The organism is Mesobacillus sp. LC4, from assembly GCF_053543455.1.
Genome location: NZ_JBGCUB010000001.1, coordinates 15,440 through 36,002, shown reverse-complemented (window position 1 = coordinate 36,002; position 20,563 = coordinate 15,440). Strand labels below are relative to the sequence as shown.

The 20,563-nt window shown below is 43.0% G+C and carries 22 protein-coding genes and 1 other annotated feature; of the genes, 3 read left to right on the top strand and 19 right to left on the bottom strand.

The window, feature by feature from the left end:
• Window positions 1-51 precede the first annotated feature (51 nt).
• A complete protein-coding gene (sspI, locus tag AB5I83_RS00180; RefSeq protein WP_167832737.1) occupies window positions 52-267 on the top strand; it encodes a small acid-soluble spore protein SspI in 216 nt (71 codons plus the stop codon).
• Between the two features lie 145 nt (window positions 268-412).
• Here the strand turns inward: sspI and AB5I83_RS00175 are convergent, their stop codons facing one another.
• Window positions 413-1,498, bottom strand: coding sequence for a M42 family metallopeptidase (locus tag AB5I83_RS00175; RefSeq protein ID WP_167832736.1), 1,086 nt, complete (start codon window positions 1,496-1,498; stop codon window positions 413-415).
• A 75-nt stretch (window positions 1,499-1,573) separates the two neighbouring features.
• Window positions 1,574-2,065, bottom strand: coding sequence for a dUTP diphosphatase (locus tag AB5I83_RS00170; RefSeq protein WP_448972065.1), 492 nt, complete (start codon window positions 2,063-2,065; stop codon window positions 1,574-1,576).
• 939 nt (window positions 2,066-3,004) lie between these two features.
• On the opposite strand from AB5I83_RS00170, the gene AB5I83_RS00165 reads away from it, so the two are divergent.
• Window positions 3,005-3,406, top strand: coding sequence for a sigma-w pathway protein ysdB (locus tag AB5I83_RS00165; RefSeq protein ID WP_448972064.1), 402 nt, complete (start codon window positions 3,005-3,007; stop codon window positions 3,404-3,406).
• A 42-nt stretch (window positions 3,407-3,448) separates the two neighbouring features.
• Here AB5I83_RS00165 and AB5I83_RS00160 read toward each other — a convergent pair whose 3' ends face one another.
• The 5 genes from AB5I83_RS00160 to infC form a co-directional block, all read right to left on the bottom strand.
• Entirely contained in the window at window positions 3,449-4,060 is a 612-nt protein-coding gene (locus tag AB5I83_RS00160; RefSeq protein ID WP_448972063.1) for a TVP38/TMEM64 family protein, read from the bottom strand.
• Between the two features lie 18 nt (window positions 4,061-4,078).
• Window positions 4,079-4,354: a DUF1294 domain-containing protein gene (locus AB5I83_RS00155; RefSeq protein ID WP_448972062.1), complete on the bottom strand. Its 276-nt coding sequence runs from the start codon at window positions 4,352-4,354 to the stop codon at window positions 4,079-4,081.
• Window positions 4,355-4,548: 194 nt separating this feature from the next.
• Window positions 4,549-4,908 (bottom strand): 50S ribosomal protein L20, encoded by a 360-nt coding sequence (gene rplT / locus AB5I83_RS00150; protein ID WP_102263819.1) that lies wholly within the window; start codon window positions 4,906-4,908, stop codon window positions 4,549-4,551.
• 37 nt (window positions 4,909-4,945) lie between these two features.
• Window positions 4,946-5,146, bottom strand: coding sequence for a 50S ribosomal protein L35 (gene rpmI / locus AB5I83_RS00145; protein WP_023627047.1), 201 nt, complete (start codon window positions 5,144-5,146; stop codon window positions 4,946-4,948).
• A 16-nt stretch (window positions 5,147-5,162) separates the two neighbouring features.
• Window positions 5,163-5,666, bottom strand: coding sequence for a translation initiation factor IF-3 (infC, locus tag AB5I83_RS00140; protein WP_144477486.1), 504 nt, complete (start codon window positions 5,664-5,666; stop codon window positions 5,163-5,165).
• A 132-nt stretch (window positions 5,667-5,798) separates the two neighbouring features.
• Window positions 5,799-5,925, bottom strand: a sequence feature (ribosomal protein L20 leader region).
• A 254-nt stretch (window positions 5,926-6,179) separates the two neighbouring features.
• Between infC and AB5I83_RS00135 the strand changes: the two genes are divergently transcribed.
• Window positions 6,180-6,383, top strand: a complete 204-nt coding sequence (locus AB5I83_RS00135; RefSeq protein ID WP_144477483.1) for a hypothetical protein — start codon at window positions 6,180-6,182, stop codon at window positions 6,381-6,383.
• Window positions 6,384-6,458: 75 nt separating this feature from the next.
• Here the strand turns inward: AB5I83_RS00135 and thrS are convergent, their stop codons facing one another.
• The 12 genes from thrS to polA all read right to left on the bottom strand — a co-directional run bounded on the left by thrS (window position 6,459) and on the right by polA (window position 20,398).
• Entirely contained in the window at window positions 6,459-8,390 is a 1,932-nt protein-coding gene (gene thrS, locus AB5I83_RS00130) for a threonine--tRNA ligase (protein WP_167832732.1), read from the bottom strand.
• A gap of 359 nt (window positions 8,391-8,749) precedes the next feature.
• On the bottom strand, window positions 8,750-9,625 hold the full coding sequence (gene ytxC, locus AB5I83_RS00125) for a sporulation protein YtxC (RefSeq protein ID WP_448972061.1): 876 nt from the start codon (window positions 9,623-9,625) through the stop codon (window positions 8,750-8,752).
• Between the two features lie 134 nt (window positions 9,626-9,759).
• Window positions 9,760-10,692 (bottom strand): primosomal protein DnaI, encoded by a 933-nt coding sequence (gene dnaI / locus AB5I83_RS00120; protein ID WP_448972060.1) that lies wholly within the window; start codon window positions 10,690-10,692, stop codon window positions 9,760-9,762.
• Between the two features lie 5 nt (window positions 10,693-10,697).
• Window positions 10,698-12,107 carry a replication initiation and membrane attachment family protein gene (locus tag AB5I83_RS00115; protein WP_448972059.1) on the bottom strand — a complete coding sequence of 470 codons (1,410 nt, stop codon included), beginning with the start codon at window positions 12,105-12,107 and terminating at the stop codon, window positions 10,698-10,700.
• Window positions 12,108-12,361: 254 nt separating this feature from the next.
• A complete protein-coding gene (gene nrdR / locus AB5I83_RS00110) occupies window positions 12,362-12,823 on the bottom strand; it encodes a transcriptional regulator NrdR (RefSeq protein WP_102265147.1) in 462 nt (153 codons plus the stop codon).
• A 126-nt stretch (window positions 12,824-12,949) separates the two neighbouring features.
• On the bottom strand, window positions 12,950-13,354 hold the full coding sequence (locus AB5I83_RS00105) for a hypothetical protein (RefSeq protein WP_448972058.1): 405 nt from the start codon (window positions 13,352-13,354) through the stop codon (window positions 12,950-12,952).
• Window positions 13,355-13,460: 106 nt separating this feature from the next.
• Complete coding sequence (gene speD, locus AB5I83_RS00100; RefSeq protein WP_041967626.1) at window positions 13,461-13,841, bottom strand: adenosylmethionine decarboxylase; 381 nt, start codon at window positions 13,839-13,841, stop codon at window positions 13,461-13,463.
• 398 nt (window positions 13,842-14,239) lie between these two features.
• Window positions 14,240-15,271 carry a glyceraldehyde-3-phosphate dehydrogenase gene (locus AB5I83_RS00095; protein ID WP_226085467.1) on the bottom strand — a complete coding sequence of 344 codons (1,032 nt, stop codon included), beginning with the start codon at window positions 15,269-15,271 and terminating at the stop codon, window positions 14,240-14,242.
• Between the two features lie 279 nt (window positions 15,272-15,550).
• A complete protein-coding gene (gene coaE / locus AB5I83_RS00090) occupies window positions 15,551-16,159 on the bottom strand; it encodes a dephospho-CoA kinase (protein ID WP_448972057.1) in 609 nt (202 codons plus the stop codon).
• 25 nt (window positions 16,160-16,184) lie between these two features.
• Window positions 16,185-16,817 (bottom strand): sporulation membrane protein YtaF, encoded by a 633-nt coding sequence (ytaF, locus tag AB5I83_RS00085; protein ID WP_226646433.1) that lies wholly within the window; start codon window positions 16,815-16,817, stop codon window positions 16,185-16,187.
• An 82-nt stretch (window positions 16,818-16,899) separates the two neighbouring features.
• Complete coding sequence (gene mutM / locus AB5I83_RS00080; protein WP_448972056.1) at window positions 16,900-17,730, bottom strand: DNA-formamidopyrimidine glycosylase; 831 nt, start codon at window positions 17,728-17,730, stop codon at window positions 16,900-16,902.
• Window positions 17,731-17,767: 37 nt separating this feature from the next.
• A complete protein-coding gene (gene polA / locus AB5I83_RS00075) occupies window positions 17,768-20,398 on the bottom strand; it encodes a DNA polymerase I (RefSeq protein WP_448972055.1) in 2,631 nt (876 codons plus the stop codon).
• Between the last annotated feature and the right edge of the window lie 165 nt (window positions 20,399-20,563).

The window sequence follows — 20,563 nt, the reverse complement described above, 5'->3', positions numbered from 1 at the left end:
ATTGCAAAACCTATAACCAGTAATGGAAATTTGAAAGGAGTTTGAGCAAGGATGAACCTTAACCTAAGAAATGCTGTCATTTCAAACGTAGCAGGAAATTCACAGGATGAACTGAAAGATACAATTGTCGATGCAATTCAGAATGGTGAGGAAAAAATGCTTCCGGGTCTTGGAGTTTTGTTCGAAGTCATCTGGCAAAACGCCTCTGAGGATGAAAAGCAGGAAATGCTGAATGCACTGGAAGATGGTTTGAAAGGAAAGCAATAAGTAAGGAAGGACTCCTTTTATTGAGGAGTTCTTTTTTTCTTTTAACCTGTATAATGCAATCCATTATTCAGAAGTATTTCGGACAGCTTTATTAGCGAAATCACTAGAATAAAAAAGAGGAAGCCGTTGGCTCCCTCTTTTTTGCTTATTCAAAAGTGATTTTTTCAACTGTTTCTTTATCAAGACGCTTGATGACTTCAACGATCAGCTTTACAGCGTTCTCATAGTCATCACGGTGAAGCATTGCTGCGTGTGAATGGATGTAACGTGTTGCAATTGTGATGGACAGCGCTGGTACACCGCGATGTGTCAGGTGGATCGCACCAGAATCCGTTCCACCGCCAGCTACTGCATCGAACTGGTATGGAATGTTCATTTCATCAGCCAGGTCTGTGACAAAGTCACGAAGACCTTTATGTGACACCATTGATGCATCATAAATGATGATTTGCGGACCGTCACCCATTTTGCTGAGTGCTTCTTTTTCCGTAACGCCAGGAGTATCGCCGGCAATTCCCACATCAACACCGAAAGCGATGTCAGGCTGAATCATTTGCGCAGAAGTTTTCGCGCCGCGTAGGCCGACTTCTTCCTGTACTGTTCCAACGCCATAAACCACGTTTGGATGTTCTGCATCTTTAAGTCCCTTCAGGACATCGATTGCGATTGCACAGCCGATTCGGTTATCCCATGCTTTCGCAAGAAGCATTTTTTCATTGTTCATGACAGTGAATTCGAAGTAAGGCACGACCATGTCACCAGGAGTGACTCCCCATTCTTTTGCTTCGTCACGGCTTGAAGCACCGATATCGATGAACATATCCTTGATATCGACAGGCTTTTTACGTGCTTCTGCAGGAAGGATGTGAGGCGGTTTAGAACCGATGACCCCAGTGATTTCCCCTTTGCGGGTAACAATTGTCACGCGTTGTGCAAGCATGACCTGGCTCCACCAGCCGCCGACTGTCTGGAAGCGGATGAACCCTTTGTCATCGATGCTTGTCACCATGAAGCCCACTTCATCAAGGTGGCCGGCAACCATGATTTTCGGTCCATTTTCATTTCCGACTTTCTTAGCAACAAGGCTGCCCAGTCCGTCAGTCGTTACTTCATCAGCGAATGGAGTTATGTATTTCTTCATTACTTCTCTTGGCTCACGTTCATTGCCGGGAATGCCTTTGGCATCGGTTAAATCTTTTAGCATTGTTAATGTTTCATCTAATTTCGCCATTATTTCGACTCCCTTAATATGTAGTTTCGTAACCTATTATACTAGACATACGGGCTATTGTACAAAAAATTCTGCCTAATAGCCTTTTCGCTGCCTCTCATAATTTACTTCATTTTTCTTAATATATGCCTGCTCAATTTGATCCTCGTTCAAACCAAGCAGCTGAGCAAGCTTCAGATAACTGTGGAATAAATGAACGTAATCTTCTTTGCTGCGGCTGACCCTGAATTTCTGTACGTACTCGTAAATAGCAAGGAACTGCTTGGTAGCGTCCTGCTCATCCAATTGGATTTGCGGGATTGTCTCCAGTTCCTCAAAACCACACTCAATCCCCAAGGATAATATAAAATGCACTCCATCCACAAATTCCTCAAGGATAATGTCCTTTTCGGAGGCAGGCTTCACACTCCAAAACTTGAAACATCTAGTCTCGTTCGCAAGTTCGCTAATTTCAACAAGCAGCGCGAGGACCTTTCTGTCAAAAAGATCTTCCTGCTCTAAATTATGCTGGGATTCAATATGGCCATCCAGCGCTTTTTGCATTTTAAAAAGTGTTTGTGTATTCATTGTTCAGCTCCATCTAGTCATTTATCATTGAAAAAAATTCTGATTCTTGATTCAGACAGGTATTGCTTGTTTACTCCCAAATCTTTCACAATTCCGGGGGGTTATTGACAGCTTTTACTCGTTTCCACACAAAGCTGTCCGAAGTTGCTGCTTCTTTTGACAGCTTTTCTCGTTTTTCCCTCAAACCTGTCTTAAGTTGGCTCTTCTTTTGACAGCTTTTTTCGTTTTCCCCTCAAACCTGTCTTAAGTTGGCTCTTCTTTTGACAGCTTTTCTTGTTTTCCCTCAAACCTGTCTTAAGTTGCTGCTTCTTTTGACAGCTTTTCTCGTTTTTCCCTCGAACCTGTCTTAAGTTGGCTCTTCTTTTGACAGCTTTTCTTGTTTTCCTCTCAAACCTGTCTTAAGTTGGTTCTTCTTTTGACAGCTTTTTTCGTCTTTCCATCAAACCTGTCTTAAGTTGGCTCTTCTTTTGACAGCTTTTCTTGTTTTCCCTCAAACCTGTCTTAAGTTGCTGCTTCTTTTGACAGCTTTTCTCGTTTTTCCCTCAAACCTGTCTTAAGTTGGCTCTTCTTTTGACAGCTTTTCTCGTTTTCCCCTCAAACCTGTCTTAAGTTGGCTCTTCTTTTGACAGCTTTTCTCGTCTTTCCATCAAACCTGTCTTAAGTTGGCTCTTCTTTTGACAGCTTTTCTCGTCTTTCCATCAAACCTGTCTTAAGTTGGCTCTCCTTTTGACAGCTTTACCTTGTTTTACAGTAAAGCTGTCAAAACTCCTCCCATAACCATATGTAAATCACCGTTTGCTCCATTTACCCATTTAAACAGATATACTCTCGACCCACAATCATCCTCCGTATAAAAAAAGTATAAAACAATTATAAATTTGTTGAAACTATTTGCAATCTCATCCGTAAATAAGGAAAGTTCGCATTGGAGGGGCAGTCATGATCCTGCTTTTACGTATTATTATCCTGCTTTTATTTATTTTTTTGATATACAGCGCCGTGAAATATTTATTCCATCCGAAAAGGAAGCTGGAGCTGGCGCATGAGCAAAAGCGCTATTTCTTATTGGATGACCCAGACAATGTCCGGAAGAATTTCTTGTTAACATATAAGGGTGTTTTATTTGAAGGGGAAAAGTATTTAGGCACTACTCCGTCTGCTTTTGAAGTTGTTTCGATTTTCATTTGGCCTAAAAAGACGTCTGCTTTGAAGGGGCTTGTCCTCGAAGATTTTCAATTCATTGAACGGAAAATCCGTGAGAGCTACCCGGTCGCCAAAATCGACTGGAAAAGTCCAATTAAGGAGTTCATGGCAAAACATGACGGGGAAGAGGATTTATAGTTTAAAGCGTCCGATTAAAAACCGGACGCTTTCTTATGTTGCCTATTGTGTACTGTCAAAAAACTCACGCCACTTAATGAATGATATTTTCTCTCGCAACAAATACGCTAACATCAAGAAGACACTCATCAAAATGAGACCTGTTATTGTGTCGAATTCTCCGATATATTCCCCGAATATAGTATAAAAAATAACGAACGGAATATTCGCAAGGAAGGATGCGAACATAAAGTCTTTGAAACTATTTTTTCGCTCATAAAGGCAGAAGCTTAGCAACTGATAGTGAATCACCGGCACGAGCCTCAATAGTGCAACCTGAGCAACGGTTAAATCCCTGAAGCGGCCTACCAGCCTTTTCTTCAGCCTGCTCAGCTTATTCATCATCTCAGGAATCTGTCTCACTAAAAGGTAAAACAATATACTTGCTCCCGACAAGCCAAGCAGTGAATAAACGATACCGGGCACCACTCCAAATATCAATCCTCCCGCAATACAGACGACTGCAGGCGGCACGAACACAAATTGGCGGAAAACATGAAACAAGATGAATATAACCGGCGCATACCAGCCACCAGCTTCGATCACGACCAGAAGCATCGACCACGCATCATCCATTCCTATCACCTGCCCGCGAGTCTCTGATGCTACTAGCATATAAAATCAACCAAGCTGTTATGCCAAAAGCTTAAATATATATGTAAATACACCAATCTCAATGATAGCCAGAATCGGCAGTCCATATTTGAACTGAGCATGCTTCGTCTTATGCCTGTAATGCTTCATCCCAGCCGCTGCACCGATTGCCCCTCCAAGCAAAGCAACATTCCATAATGTTTTCTCGCTTATTCGATAATGATTGTTCCTTGCACGCTTTTTATCCATTCCCATGATGAAAAAGCCCGCAAGATTCATGATGATGATCAAACCTGCTATAATCGACAATTCCACTTCTCCACGTCCCCTTCAAGTTCCTATGAATCCATTATATCTAAAATAGGCTGTTCTGGCTCTGGCTGTTGTATTCAAACAATTACTTCTGCTCTGGAAGCATGACGATGATTTTCCCTAAAATTCAAATACACTTTCGTTGAAAGGCTACACAAAAATAAAAACCACTCTCAGCTAGAGAGTGGTTTGTTTGATTACTTGTTGAATTGTTGCTTAGCTGTTTCAGCCAATTGAGCGAATGCTGCTGCATCGCTTACTGCTAGTTCAGCAAGCATCTTGCGGTTTACTTCGATACCTGCAAGCTTAAGGCCGTGCATCATACGGCTGTAAGAAAGGCCGTTCATGCGAGCTGCTGCGTTGATACGAGCAATCCAAAGTTTGCGGAAGTCGCGCTTCTTCTGGCGACGGTCGCGGAATGCATACATTAGGGATTTCATAACCTGCTGGTTAGCAACTTTGTATAATGTATGTTTAGAACCGAAATAACCTTTAGCTAATTTAATGACTTTTTTACGACGCTTGCGCGTAACTGTACCGCCTTTTACACGTGGCATGTAATTTCCCTCCTATATAAATCGAGATCGCTCGAGTTTACTTAATGTTGTCAAGCATGTGACGAATACGTTTGAAATCGCCTTTTGAAACAATTGCAGATTTGCGAAGCTTACGCTTAGCTTTTGTAGACTTGTTAGCAAATAAGTGGCTAGTGTAAGCGTGTGAACGCTTAAGCTTGCCAGTTCCAGTTTTCTTGAAACGCTTGGCAGTGCCGCGGTGTGTTTTCATTTTTGGCATAGGGACTTCCTCCTCGTTACTTTTCAGTTTTAGGTGCTAGTACCAAGAACATGCTTCGGCCATCCATCTTTGGATGTGATTCGATTGTCGCTACATCTTTGCAAGCTTCAGAGAAGCGATCAAGAACACGCTGACCAATTTCCTTATGTGTAATAGCACGGCCTTTAAAACGGATTGATGCTTTAACTTTATCGCCTTTTTCCAAGAATTTAATAGCATTGCGCAACTTCGTGTTGAAGTCATGCTCATCGATTGTCGGGCTAAGACGTACTTCTTTTGTTGTGATGATTTTTTGGTTCTTACGTGCTTCTTTCTCTTTCTTTTGCTGTTCGAATTTGAATTTTCCGTAGTCCATGATTCGGCCTACAGGAGGCTTCGCGTTCGGAGCAACAAGCACAAGATCAAGATTGACGCGCGCTGCGATCTCAAGAGCCTCAGCTTTGGATTTGATTCCTAATTGCTCGCCGTTTTGATCGATCAGACGAATTTCGCGAGCACGAATTCCCTCGTTTAGTAACATCGCATCTTTGCTAATAATTAGCCACCTCCAGGGTTTTATCGAATACATTGTCAAGGAGAAGAAGTACATTGCAAGGACAAAGCCTTTATCTTGCTCACACAATGACATACGATATAGTCCAATTTTTATTTTGCAATAAAAAAAGTGCAGGCGACGACACCCACACTTACGGAAACAAAATAATTAGACGTTTACGTATTACCTGCCAACAGCTTAAAGGCGTCAGCCAGGTGAGAAGCGGGTGCTTCTTCTTTCCTAAAACTTGTATTCAGTTCACTCTTGCTAATATAGCATAAAGAAATTGATGTGTCAAACGAATCACTTTCGTTAACTGCAACAAAAAGTATTTTATCAGATAGAAATACATGCTGCAATACTTTTTTTCAGGCATCATTAAATTTATCCGTAAAAAGTATGTTGCGGAATCGTAACTATATGATAGTTTGTCACTGCCTGATTGCTTATTTCTTGCTATAATTATTGGTAGAAACAGACAAGAAAGCTGGTGTTCAAATGCTGATCGCGATTATCATCACTGGTGTGGTCACTGGACTGCTCGCTGGTACTGCATTGAAATTTTTCAGGACTGGCTATGGTTTTTCCAATGATATTGACAATACGCCCGTTAACATAAAATCATGCCGGAATTGCGGGGAAAGAATCCAACGCAGTTATACAAAAAATCTGTGTCCAACCTGTTCCAAACCTATTGAATAACATAAAAAAAAAGAGAGGCCATGGCCCCTCTTTTTTTTTGTCCAGCTTAGCGCCAAATAGTCGCTTCCACTTTTCTTATTTCTTCGCTTCCTTCCTGAATGACTCCAGGAATTCATCAAAGGCAATTGTTTCGGATTTCTGTTCGCCGTATTTACGGACGTTGACTGCTTTGTCAGCAACTTCATTGTCGCCGACAACGAGCATATAAGGGACTTTCTGCATTTGTGCTTCGCGGATCTTATAGCCGATTTTTTCGTCACGGCCATCGATTTCAACGCGGAAGCCTTCTGCTTTAAGCTTCTCTTTGATTTCTTTTGCATAGTCATAGTGGACTGCAGGTGAAACCGGGATGATTTGTGCCTGAACAGGAGCCAGCCAAGTCGGGAACGCCCCTTTGTATTCTTCGATCAGGAAGGCAACAAAACGTTCCATTGTCGATACAACACCGCGGTGGATGACTACAGGACGATGGTGTTTTCCATCTTCTCCGATATAAGTCAGGTCAAAGCGTTCAGGGAGCAAGAAGTCCAGCTGGACAGTTGACAGAGTCTCCTCTTTGCCAAGTGCAGTCTTGACCTGGACATCCAGCTTCGGTCCGTAGAATGCCGCTTCGCCTTCAGCTTCAAAGTAATCAAGCCCCATTTCATCCATCGCTTCCTTAAGCATGGCTTGAGCCTTTTCCCACATCTGGTCATCATCGAAATATTTCTCTTTGTCTTCAGGATCGCGATAAGACAGACGGAAAGAATAATCATTCATGTCAAAATCCTTGTAGACTTCAAGTACAAGCTCGACAACGCGTTTGAACTCTTCCTTGATCTGGTCAGGGCGGACAAAGAGGTGAGCATCGTTCAGAGTCATGCCTCGTACTCGCTGCAATCCAGCCAATGCTCCGGACATTTCGTAACGATGCATTGTTCCCAGCTCGGCAATCCTGATCGGAAGTTCCCTATAGCTGTGGATGCTGTTTTTGTACACCATCATATGGTGCGGACAGTTCATAGGTCTTAAAACAAGCTGTTCATTTTCCATTTCCATGACTGGGAACATGTTTTCCTGATAGTGGTCCCAGTGTCCGGAAGTTTTATAAAGTTCGACACTTCCCATTACCGGAGTGTAAACATGGTCATAACCTAGACTTACTTCTTTATCGACGATATAGCGTTCGATGATGCGGCGGATTGTCGCACCTTTTGGAAGCCAAAGCGGAAGACCCTGACCGACTTTTTGGGAGTTAGTGAATAAGTTAAGTTCTTTACCGAGCTTGCGGTGGTCGCGTTCCTTCGCTTCTTCCAGCAGCCTTAAGTGCTCTTTCAAGTCTTCCTTCTTGAAGAAAGCAGTACCGTAGATACGCTGTAGCATCTTGTTGTCGCTGTCGCCTCGCCAGTATGCACCGGCAATGCTCAGCAATTTGAATTCCTTCAGCTTTCCAGTTGATGGAACATGGACGCCGCGGCAAAGGTCAACGAAATCTCCTTGCTCATAAAGAGTCACTTTTTCATCAGCCGGGATTGCTTCAATCAACTCAAGCTTATACGGATCGCCAAGGTCTTTGAAAAACTTCACTGCCTCTTCACGACTTACTTCTTTGCGGACAATCTCGATGTTCTCATTGATGATTTTCTTCATTTCCTTTTCGATTTCCGGTAAATCTTCCGGTGACAAGGAATGTTCCATATCGATATCATAGTAGAAGCCGCCTTCGATTACTGGCCCTACTCCAAGATTAACATCTTTATAAAGGCGCTTGATTGCCTGTGCCATCAAGTGTGCAGAACTGTGGCGCAGGATTTCTAGTGCCTCTGGATGGTCCGGAGTGACAATTTCAATCGCTGCATCCTCTTCGATTGGTCTCTTGAGATCATATGGCTGACCATTGACCATACCGGCAATGGCTTTCTTCTTCAGGCCCGGGCTGATTGAGCTGGCAATATCTTCAGTTGTTGTGCCAGCCGGAAACTCCTTCACTGCTCCATCTGGAAACGATATTTTTAACATGTCTGCCATTGGCTTTTCCTCCTTTTAAAATGTGGCGCGTTTTTTTGGCGCAAAAATAAAAAAACCCGTCCCTGAAACAGGGACGAGTTTGATCACACGTGGTTCCACCCAATTCCCATTCATGCGCAAAATCACGCAGAAATGGCTCTGGTTGCGGTAACGGCTTCTGCCGCCAGCCAATACTTGCCGAAAAGGCGTTCACAGCTGGAGTTCAGAGGTGGTAAGCGTTTCTTTAGTGTTAGGAAGTTTTCAGCCTAGCCTTCCCTCTCTGCAAACCTTTCAAGAATGCCCATGTCCTCATCATTACATTTACTATTGATTTAGTATGTACGTAATTATAGTTTGTAATGTTTTGAAAATCAAGTGGGCTATTGTATATTTTCACGATTCTCTTTAAAAAAATTTGATCTTTCATCATGAAAAGCATTAACTGAACTGACTTTGACTCGTTCTTCAAAAAGATTGATGATTGTCCGCACCAACGGCTGGTGAGGATCATCAGTATATAAATAGATTGTCTCAGGTGCAATCGACAGCAATGGAGCAATCGTCCCCGAATCCACATAGACAGGGTGGTTGACAAGTAGCTTGCGGTCAATACTCCTGAACAACTCACTGCGCTTCATTTCTGTGAATTGTTGATTGTAAAAGACCATATTCTCCTCAATCACCAAATATAAGTGGGACATCTGCGGTTTTCGATCCTCAAGGAACCCCCTCAATGTATGCAGGAAAACCTGGTACTCCTGTTCCATCTTATATTCATCAATCGCAATTTCTACCCATTTGGAAAGCTGCTCAGTATAGCCTCTCAGCCTGAACATCACAAAGGAATCAAAAGAGAATGAAACTTTTTCATTGAAAATTTCATTGATACTGCTCTGGATGATCCCTTGTTCCTCGACACCTTCCATGAAAGGAACTAGTTCTTTACGGTTGCCTTCGATGACGGAATAAATGATATCCAGGATATGATCCTGCTCCTCACTATCACTATAACAATAGGATTCTGCCAGGATTCCCCTAAGCCAGTCATCACGTTTCACCTTTAAAATAAATTCATAAACACTCTTTTTGAGAAACGGCAATTTTTCCTTTTTATAAAACTCTTCTGGAATAAGCACTCTATTTCGATCTTCATTAAGAAGAATTGAATTCGTTTCCTGCCACGAAGCAAGCCTGGTAACTAAATGCTGATACAAATTCCAGGCATCTTGCTTTTTTTGGAAGATGATTTCAATCAACCATATCCCCCCTCTTAAATAATCCCTGATTATATATATGGGGGACTTGGACAATTTAGAAGTATCCATATGATGTATAAATGGTTTTAAGTGCAAAAAAAATGCGCCGCAGCTTGATTAGCGGCGGCACATTTTTATATTCTGCGATTTTTGCCTTCAACTTTTACCGGCTCAGCAAGATATCTAATCCGTTCCATGATCCTTGCCGCCTTCAATTGTTCTTCTTCTCCCCGCTGGCTGTGTGTTAAATGATGCTCCAGTCCTTTAAGGTCGAAATTGGAAGTAAAGAAAGTAGGAAGGTTCTCAAGCATCCGGAACTGCAGGATGGTCCCGAGGATTTCATCCCTTGCCCAACTGCTCATCGTTTCTGCTCCTATATCATCGAGCATGAGAACATTTGCTTTCTTGATTGCTTCCAGCTTGTCATTGACAGTATGGTCGCCAATTGCATTTTTCATTTCCCTGAAAAATTCTGGCACATACACAATCAAGGAACTGATTTGTTTTTGTGCAAGTTCATTGGCGATTGCACCAAGCAGGTAGGACTTACCCGTACCAAACGGGCCATGAAGGAATAAACCCTTTTGCTTTCTGCCATGCTCATAATTCTCAACAAAATCTTTTGCCATCTTGATTGCCTTGAACCGTCCAGCGTCATCCAGCTCGATATCCCCGAACGATGCCTTCAAGATTTCCTTAGGCACAAAAATGCTATTGATCAGGCGTGCATTCTTTTGCTGCTCATCATGCATGACCTTCTTCTTGCAGCGATCATATTTTATGTCAATGAAGTTTCCTTTTATGAAAAGCTCCGGTTCGTATCCCTTGATCATGTTCTTGCAGCTTGCGAGGCTCTCGCAAGCTTCACAGCCTTTACTCTGGTTGGAAAACTCATACAGCTTTGACATACTGCCGTCAAGCATTTCCCGGGTGATATAATCCGCATTCTCATCCAGGAATCCCTTGATATGCTTATCCTGCATAACCTGCCTCTTAATCGCTTCATAGCGCTCCTGGAAATTCTGGTTATTCGCCAGTTTCTTCAATGTTTCATTAATGTTTTGCAAAAGGATCACCTCCCAGATTTGAATTTCTTCAGTTCTTCTTCAAGCTTTTTCTTTTCTATTTCAAAATCAGGATCTCCATTTGAGCCTGTTTGACCTTGAGGTTCATCCTCGTTCTTTTTCCCAAACCAATCCGGCAATACTTCCTTGCGGACAGGCTTTCTTTTTCCTGATGACGAAGGTGCTTTCTTGCCTTCTGCCCATTCCAGGTACTGCTTGTGCTCGCTTTTAGCCAGCTGCATCGCATCCCTGACCGTCGAGATTTTTTTTCGCGACCAATGGCTGGCAATCTTTTCGATATACCCTTTTGTCAGCTTCATATCCGTCTTGAGCATAACATATTGAACTAAAACATTCACGACTCCCGGCAGCAGCTTTTGCTTGAACATAACCTCTTCGATGATCTGCAAATCCCCTTTTGATGGCTCGGCACCGCCTGTAAGATCGATCAGCAGCTGGCGAGGGGACGTTTTTTCAAGATAAACGACCAATTCTTCTTCCTGCGTTTTCGGTTTCTCGATCCCGGCTTTATGCTGGAAGGGCTGTGTCCGGTCCAGAAGTGAAGGTAGCTGGTCCTGGTGCTCAAATTGATACCAGTCACGGGCTGCCTTTCGCAGTTCCTCAATATCGATTTCATTTTCAGCATTTACAGAACCCAGGACGATGTTCTTCATCTTAAGGGCATCAATTCCATAAAGAAAGGCAAGATTGCTGATTGCTTCTTTAACCTTCGAGGTAAAAGCCTTATTGGGGATGAGTGATTCCTGAAGTCCTCCCAGAAGCAAATCAAAGTTGAACTCAGCAGGATCGATTTGTATTTTGGCAACTTCCTCCCTGCCAATAAAAACATTGCCTTCCTCCGCTTCCAGGTCGGCAGCTGAATCTTCATTATGGATGAGTGCCTGAGGAGGTACAGACAGGAACACGTCCTGGAACGCCTTCGTAATTTCCTCATATCCAGGCTCTGAGTCAGCCCTTTTATCGCTGAAAAATCGCTTGAGCCGCAAAAATTGATTTTTGCCAACCTTGCGATATAAATAGACATTCAACATGCCATCCAGGAAGAATTGTTCAGGAGTCAGGGGCGGCTGCAGTTCATAAATGAATGAACGCCCTTCCTCTTCATTTTTGACATAGGTCTTCAGCAATCCCATGCCTTCAAGCTTTTGGCGGGCATGGTAAATATCCTTCAGGTTCATATCCATGATTGTCATCAAATTATGGTGTGTGACAGGCTGGGACCAAAGCCGGTTCTCTTCCAATTCCGCCCATAAGGTCATATAAAGACTTAAACAAGCTGGCCCAATCAAAGGCTGGTATAAGAAAGTGAGCACCTTGCGATCGTAATCATGCAATAAGCCGCCGGACGCAACAATATATTGGTCCACAGGCAAAGTCTCTTGCCAATGCTGAGCCATCCTATTCCCTCCATTCTAAATTGTAAAAAAGAACGATGTTCTCAAATTGCATTATAAAGCCTTAAAAAGAGCTGAAGTTCCCTTCAGCTCCTTCAGAACAAAAAGCAAAAGCGCCTTGGTCAGCCCCGACAAGCGCTGGAGGGCCGACCAGTGAAGTCGTTCTTTGACTTCATTGGCGGACTGAAGCGACTCAAGGGGCTAGGCGCTGGAGCTAGATTATAAATACTTTATGCAATTATACAGAACTTCAGCTGTTATGATTGTTCTTTCTTCAATAACTCCTTCAATTCATCAATAAAGACATTGATATCCTTGAATTGGCGGTATACAGATGCGAATCGGACATAGGCGACTTCATCAATCTTAGCCAGCCTGTCCATCACCATCTCACCAACGGCTTCGCTCTTAACTTCTGAAACTCCGTGGCTGCGAAGTTCTTTTTCTACTTCTGAAACCAAATCTTCAAGCTCCTTCAAAGCAACCGGCCGCTTTTCACAAGCTTTAATCAAACCGCGAAGGAGTTTTTCCCGATTGAACTCCTCACGAGTACCTTCTTTTTTCACAACAATCAATGGAATTTCTTCAACCTTCTCAAATGTGGTAAAGCGAAATCCGCAAGCTTCGCATTCGCGCCTGCGTCGAATTGATCGGCTATCATCAACAGGTCTTGAATCAAGAACCCGGGTAGAGTTATTTTGGCAAGTTGGACATTTCATCTCGATCAGCTCCGAATATTTTGAAATATAGAAATAGCGAAGGTCCATTCACTTTTTCCATCAATACGTCCCTAAGCATTATCCTAATATTATCTTATTAAAAAGATTGGAACGGGACAAGAGGAACTATCGATTCCCGTATTTGCCTGAACCAATAAATGTATGTGTGGAGTCCAGTTTTTCATAAATCTTCACTAGTTCCTGCTTCAAAGCAGGGTTGATGCCTCCCAGAGAAAATCTCTCCGTGGAGATATGTAAGTCGACCGCTGTCTCAAACGGTTTTGTCGTGACCACCGTGGCAGTTAAAAAAGCAGTAAGCTTTCCTGTTAACTCGGCTGATATTTCTCCATGTTCCTTTGAAACACTCGTAATCTTGTATGAGGAGTCAGCCTTCAGCAAGTCTTCGACACTTTGGAACATCTGGTTGAAGTTCGTTTTATAATAATGCGTTTTAAGCTGATCATCCCTGTTGTTTTCACTTGTCCCGCTGAATTTCTCGTACCGTCCTGATATGGATTTTAATAAAGACATCAAAAAATCCTCCTGCAAGTTATTTCTATTAACAGTTTACCTTATTTACAGGTAAATTAAAAAGAGGTGTATCGCTACACCTCTTGTGAATTTTTCATATTTTCAATTATAGAGCTTTAGCTTGTGCTTGCTTCACATGCACAGGACCCATGCCGCGCGGAATTTCGATATTCTCACGAGTTTGAGCGCCAAGAGCTTCTGCAATATAGTCAGCTGCAATGTTAGGATCAAGATCGCCGCAAGTGTATACATCGATGCTAGCGTATCCGTGTTCTGGGAAGCTATGAATAGTTAAATGAGATTCAGAAATAATGACAACTCCGCTTACACCTTGTGGCGCAAATTTGTGGAAAGCCACCTCGCGGATTTCAGCACCCGATTTCAATGCTGCTCCAACAAAAGTTTGTTCAATAAAATCCATATCATTCAATTTTTCAAAATCGCAACCCCAAAGTTCAGAAATTACATGACGTCCCATTGTTTCCATATTAAATTTCCCCCTCTAACAATATTAGAATGAAATCCTTAGCTTCAATGGTATCTTAACTACCACGGGGGAAAGTTAGTCCAGAGAGGTCCTAACCCTTTAAGTAGCCAATTGGTACCGTTATTAAGAAGTTCACGATGACTAGTATACTTTGTTTATATTTTTTTTGCAACACATGAAATCAAATTTTTTTCGTGAATTTCAAGCTTATATTCTTATAGTTTGTTAGATAGCTATTCCATAGCCTTTTTGAGGGTCTTACGCTAAAAAACCTTTACATTTCACACTGTTTTCTTTGTTTGCCGGCAGCAAAAAAACAGCTTGAACATTATACGAAAATAAAGATCAGAACAAAAATAAAAAGCCTGCCAATGAGCAAGCTTTTTACGGTTATGAAGTTATCCTACTTTTACAGTTGCAGAATTAGACATTTCATGTGCTACATGCTTAGTCAGGTCGACAACCCTGCTGGAATAGCCCCATTCATTGTCATACCAGGCAAGAACCTTTACCTTGTTGGCTCCAATGACCATTGTAGACAGGCCATCAATGATCGCAGAATGTTCATTCGTGTTAAAGTCGATTGAAACAAGCGGATCTGTCGTGATATCAAGAACGCCTTTGAGCTTACCTTTTGACGCTGAGTAGAATGCGTCATTGATTTCGTCCACTGTTACCTCACGCTTCAGGTCGACAACCAGGTCAACGAGCGAAACATTCGGAGTAGGTACTCTCAGCGCCATGCCATGCAGCTTTCCTTTAAGCTGTGGAAGCACAAGTGAAAGTGCCTTCGCTGCTCCAGTTGAAGTTGGGATGATGGATTGGCCGCAAGAACGAGCCCTGCGCAAATCCTTGTGCGGGTTATCGATATTATTCTGGTCATTCGTATACGCATGCACTGTCGTCATCAAACCGTTTTCGATACCGAAAGTATCATCAAGAACTTTCGCAACCGGAGCCAGGCAGTTTGTCGTACATGATGCATTCGAAATGATATCATGTTCTTCAATATTTAATGCGCTTTCATTTACACCCATAACGATCGTAATGTCCTCATTTGTACCAGGTGCTGTCAAAATGACTTTCTTTGCACCAGCATCAAGATGAAGAGCAGCCTTATCACGTGAGTTGAATTTTCCAGTAGCTTCTATGACGATATCAATCTTCATTTCCTTCCATGGAAGCTCAGCAGGATTTCGATTGCTTAATAGCTTAACAGTCTTTCCGTTCACAATCAGGTGATCGTCAGCCGGAATCACTTCTCCAGCAAATTGTCCATGAGTAGAATCATATTTTATTAAATGTGCAAGAGTTTCAGCTGGATAGCTTGCATTTATCGCAACAACTTCAAGATTTTCTTCAAGAATGGCTCTTCTGAATACCATTCTTCCAATTCTCCCAAAACCGTTAATCGCAATTTTCGCCTTCATTGTACGGCCCCTTCCGAATTAGTGTTATACTCAATAACCCCTTTGTATGGTATTAGTATAACATATTAAAAATTATTTGTGATAAATAAATGCACACATTTAAAATATAAAATAATTCTGATAATAATAATCATTTAGAGGGAACCAACTCGGGATACTTTTTGTATTAAAACCGGGATTATAATGGCGGAAATGAGGATTAACATTCGGGAAACCGTGATGAAATCGACCAATAACGGGATAACTATGCCCGTCGATTCAAGGAAATAAAAAAAGAGCCTACTCGGCTCTTAAAACATTCCATTCACTTAAAATATTCATCAGCTGCTGCTTCGATTCTTCGATGCTGCCGCTGTTATCGACCACAGCGTCCGCCAAAGCAATTTTGGCTTTCAACGGCATTTGTGAGTTGATCCTCGAATAAGCTTCCTCTTCCGAGAACCCGTTCCGCTTCATCAACCGTTCCAGCTGTGTTTGCTCATCCACGAATACGACGATGATTTTTTCGACGAGACCTGTCAGCTTGCTTTCAAACAAAAGCGGAATGTCCAGAACAACTGCTTTTTCATCGGCCGCCTCAGCTTTTTCTCTTTTCTGTGCCATCCGCTCCCTTACGGCGGGATGGACAATCGAATTAAGCAGCATCCGCTTTTCTTCATTGTTAAAAATGATTTCACCCAACTTAGGTCGGTTTATCGTGCGATCTTCTTCTAAAATTTCATTGCCAAAATGGCTGACAATATCATTGTAAGCTTTTTCTCCTGGTTCAACAGCAAGCCTGGCTTCGATATCTGCGTCGATCACCGTGATGCCCATTTCAGTGAACATAGCGGATATTGTACTTTTCCCGCTTGCTATACCTCCTGTCAATCCGATAACTAATGACATTCTCACTTTATCCTTTCAAGGGCCATCATAGCTTCATCAGCCCGATTATGATCAATAAGATACCTGGTACAAAAGAAAACCTTTGCATCCATCCACTCTCCGAAAAATAACTGCCCATTCTCATTCCTGCATACACAAATAATGAACTCATGCAGGCAACCGTCAATGCCAGATAACCCGGGGAGAAGCCTAGAAATGCTGCCCCTACCCCTGCACCGAATGCATCTAGCGACAGAGCAAGACCGAGCATGACAGCTTCAATTCCATTGATCGTACCTGATCGGTCAAAATCAGCTGTCATTGGCTTTTTCAAAATGTTGATAACAATCCCAAGTGATTTGATTTCAAGATTCAGGATGATTTTTTCGTGACAAAGCAGATCTGTTTTGTCTTCACGGAAAAATTGGAACAAGACCCATCCGCCTAAAACGATCAAGACAGTGCCACCCAGTGTCTCTGCCATTCCTGGTGATAAAAAGCTCTCGAGAAAATGCCCAATCATCATGGCAGCCATCAGGACGACAGCCGAACATATCGCTATCACAGATATCGATTTAATCGGTATTTTCATTTTCCGCAATCCATACGTTAACCCTACACTGAAACTGTCAAGGCTGACAGCGAATGCAAGTAAAAGCAGGGAAATTGTTTGTGCCATAAACTGAGCTCCTTCCTGTCAATCGCTACGTTAGTATATGGAAGGAGCCCAATTATGGTGAGAAAATCAACAAGCTAATATCTTATTTAAGCTTCTGGCATGACGGGCAGTAATGCGTTCCCCGTCCGCCAACGACGGTTTTTTCCAATGGTGTTCCGCATACCTTGCATGGTTCGTTTTTACGGCCGTACACAAACAGCTGAAGCTGGAACATGCCAATCTGTCCTTGTGAATTCACGTAAGAGCGGATGGTGCTGCCGCCTTTTTCAACAGCTTCGGACAGAGTGCTGACGATTTCCCTGTGAAGCACAGACTCCTCTTCTGGAGTTAAGGAGTTGGCAATCCTTTCAGGATGGATCTTCGCACGGAAAAGTGCTTCATCTACATAGATATTCCCAAGGCCAACCAGGACTTTTTGGTCCAGCAGGGCCGGCTTTATTTTCCGATTCGTTTTCTTCAGTTTTCCCGACAGCCATTCCACAGTAAAATCTTCCGAAAAGGGTTCAGGCCCTAAATCGGCGAGTGGCTGGGTTTCAAACTCTTTCCCTTTTTCATAAAGGTGCATCGTGCCGAATTTCCTGACATCCTTGTAACGCAGTTCCGTTCCATCGGTAAAATGGAAAATGACATGCGTATGCTTATCCACAGGATCCTCTGAGCTGAATAAACCATACTTTCCTTCCATCCTTAAGTGGGAAACAAGCGCATAAACGTCCGTGTAAAGGATCAGGAATTTACCTCTCCTGCCAATTTCTTTAATCGTCTGGCCTTTCAGCGCATCATTGAACTGCTCTACTTCACTCGGAGTCTTGATCATCTTAGGCCAGGAAACAGAGACCTCTTTCATTTCTTTTCCGATTGTCAGAGCCTCTAATGTTCGCCTGACGGTTTCGACCTCTGGTAATTCAGGCATTTAATCCCGCCTTTCTCTGTAAAAATCCTTTGTGACGCTATTTTGCGTCATACCAGGTTGGGCCATATGAGAAGTCCACCTTTAACGGCACCTTCAATTCAATGGCATTTTCCATGACCTCTGGTACTATTTTCTTCAATAGCTCAATTTCATCCTCAGGTGCTTCAAAAATCAATTCATCATGTACTTGAAGCAGCAGTCTTGTCTTAACGCCCTCTTCACGAAGTCTCTCTGCCATATCAATCATTGCCTTCTTGATGATGTCTGCAGCACTTCCCTGGATCGGGGTATTCATAGCGGTACGCTCGGCAAAGCTCCTTAAGTTGAAGTTTCGTGCCGTGATCTCCGGAATGTACCTGCGGCGATGCAATAATGTCTGGACATATCCCTTTTCCTTTGCATCCTTGACGATATCATCCATGTATTCCTTTACTCCAGGATAGCTTTCGAGGTAGCGCTCAATGAATTCGCCAGCTTCTTTTCTTGTAATGTTAAGACTCTGGGACAACCCATAATCGCTGATTCCGTATACAATCCCAAAGTTGACCGCCTTTGCATGCCGGCGCATATTGGAGGTGACTTCAACTTTCCCGACATTGAACACTTCCATCGCGGTCTTTGTATGGATATCCATATCATTCTGGAAAGCGTCGATCAGTTTTTCATCACCCGCAATATGAGCGAGGACTCTAAGCTCGATTTGCGAATAGTCGGCAGCAAAGATGACCCAGCCTTTTTCTGAAGGAACAAAAGCCTGCCTGATTTTCCGGCCTTCTTCAAGCCGGATCGGGATGTTCTGCAGGTTAGGATCTGTTGAACTTAATCTTCCAGTTGCTGTTAAAGCCTGATTGAACCTTGTATGGACTTTTTCAGTCTCTTTATTGACGACTTTTTGCAGTCCTTCAATATAGGTCGACTGCAGTTTTCCAAGCTGGCGATAGTTCAGGATTTCTTCAATGATTTTATGTTTAGATGCCAATTTTTCAAGGACGTCGGCTGAGGTAGAATAACCTGTCTTCGTCTTTTTCGCTGCAGGCAGTCCCAGTTTTTCAAAAAGAATGACACCTAATTGTTTAGGAGAATTGATATTGAATTGTTCTCCTGCCATTTCGAAAATCTTTGTTTCGATTTCAGCAAGCCGGCCTTTGATCTCTTCACCCATATGATCCAGGCGCTGCATATCCAATTTAACTCCCTGGTATTCCATATCGGCAAGTACGAGTGATAATGGCATTTCCAGGCTGCTGAACAAATCATGCTGATCATTGTCCCAAAGCTCCTGCTCCAGCTTCTCTTTTAACGACACAAGAACAGCTGCTTTGCGCACCAGATGCTCTCCAAGGATGCTTTCTTCCGGAATTTTTCTTTTAGCACCTTTTCCATAGACTGTTTCGTCTGCCTGCACGCTCGTGAATCCATGCTGTTTCGCGATGGCTGCCAGGTCATCTGGGGACTGTGAAGGATTGATGATATAAGATGCCAGTGACACATCGAACTCAGCCCCCTTCAAATGGATGCCATGATGGCGCAGTGACACCTCAGATCGTTTCGCATCATAGACTGTTTTTTTGCTGGATTCATCCTCAGCCCATTTCTTGAATTCTTCAGATTCAAGGGCTAATTTTACAGGCAGGTAGAAACTGCCATTTTCATTTACAACACCAAAGCCGATGATATCGGCATAATGATAGTTATCTTCGAGTACCTCAACATAGAACCCGTTTTCTTTTGCAAAAGTATCTGCATTAATTTTATCCAGCTGCTTGAACTCGATGTCTTCAAGCTCGGCTTCTTCTGTTTCCGCAACTGCTCCCAGCTTGTCCAACAAGGAATTGAACCCGAGCTCCTTGAACATTTTCACAAGCTTCTCATTCTCCGCACCTTCATACTCAAGCTCGCTCAGCTCTAGTCCTACAGGGGCTTCACGAGTGATGGTCGCGAGTTCCTTGCTCATGACTGCCTGATCCTTGAATTCCTCCAGCTTCTCCTTGAGCTTTTTCCCGCTGACTTCATCAATCGAATTCAATAGATTCTCAAGTGTGCCATATTCCTTCAACAGCTTGATTGCCGTCTTTTCGCCTACACCAGGAACACCCGGAATATTATCGGATGCATCCCCCATGAGACCTTTCATATCAATGATCTGCTCAGCAGTCAGGCCATATTTCTCCTTGATATGCTCAGGTGTATATTCCTCAATATCAGTTATCCCTTTTCTGGTGATACTGACCGTCGTTTTGTCAGAACTTAGCTGCGTTAAGTCCTTATCACCGGAAATAACCTTGGTTTCGAAACCTTCTTTTTCAGCATGCAAACTCAATGTACCGATAATATCATCCGCTTCATAGTTCTCAAGCTCATACTGCGAAATGCCATAGGCTGTCAGCAATTCACGGATAAACGGAAACTGCTCCGAAAGCTCAGGCGGAGTTTTCTGCCTTCCGCCCTTGTACTCACTGAAGGTTTTATGCCTGAAGGTCGTTTTCCCTGCATCAAACGCAACCAGAATATGCGTAGGCTTCTCATCATCGAGAATTTTCATCAGCATCATTGTAAAACCATAAACTGCATTGGTATGTATCCCTTTTTCATTATTCAACAACGGCAAAGCGAAAAACGCTCGGTAGGCAATACTGTTGCCATCTATCAACACAAGCTTTTTAGACATGTCATTCCTCCTCTATTTTAAAGAAGGCTCTGTTTTTCAAGGATGTTGATTTTCGTTCCAGGCGCTTCGCTTTCCGCGGGCAGTCGGGAAGCCTCCTCGGCGCTTTAAGCGCCTGCGGGGTCTTCCCATGACTTGCTGATCCCGCAGGAGTCTTCGCGCCTTCCA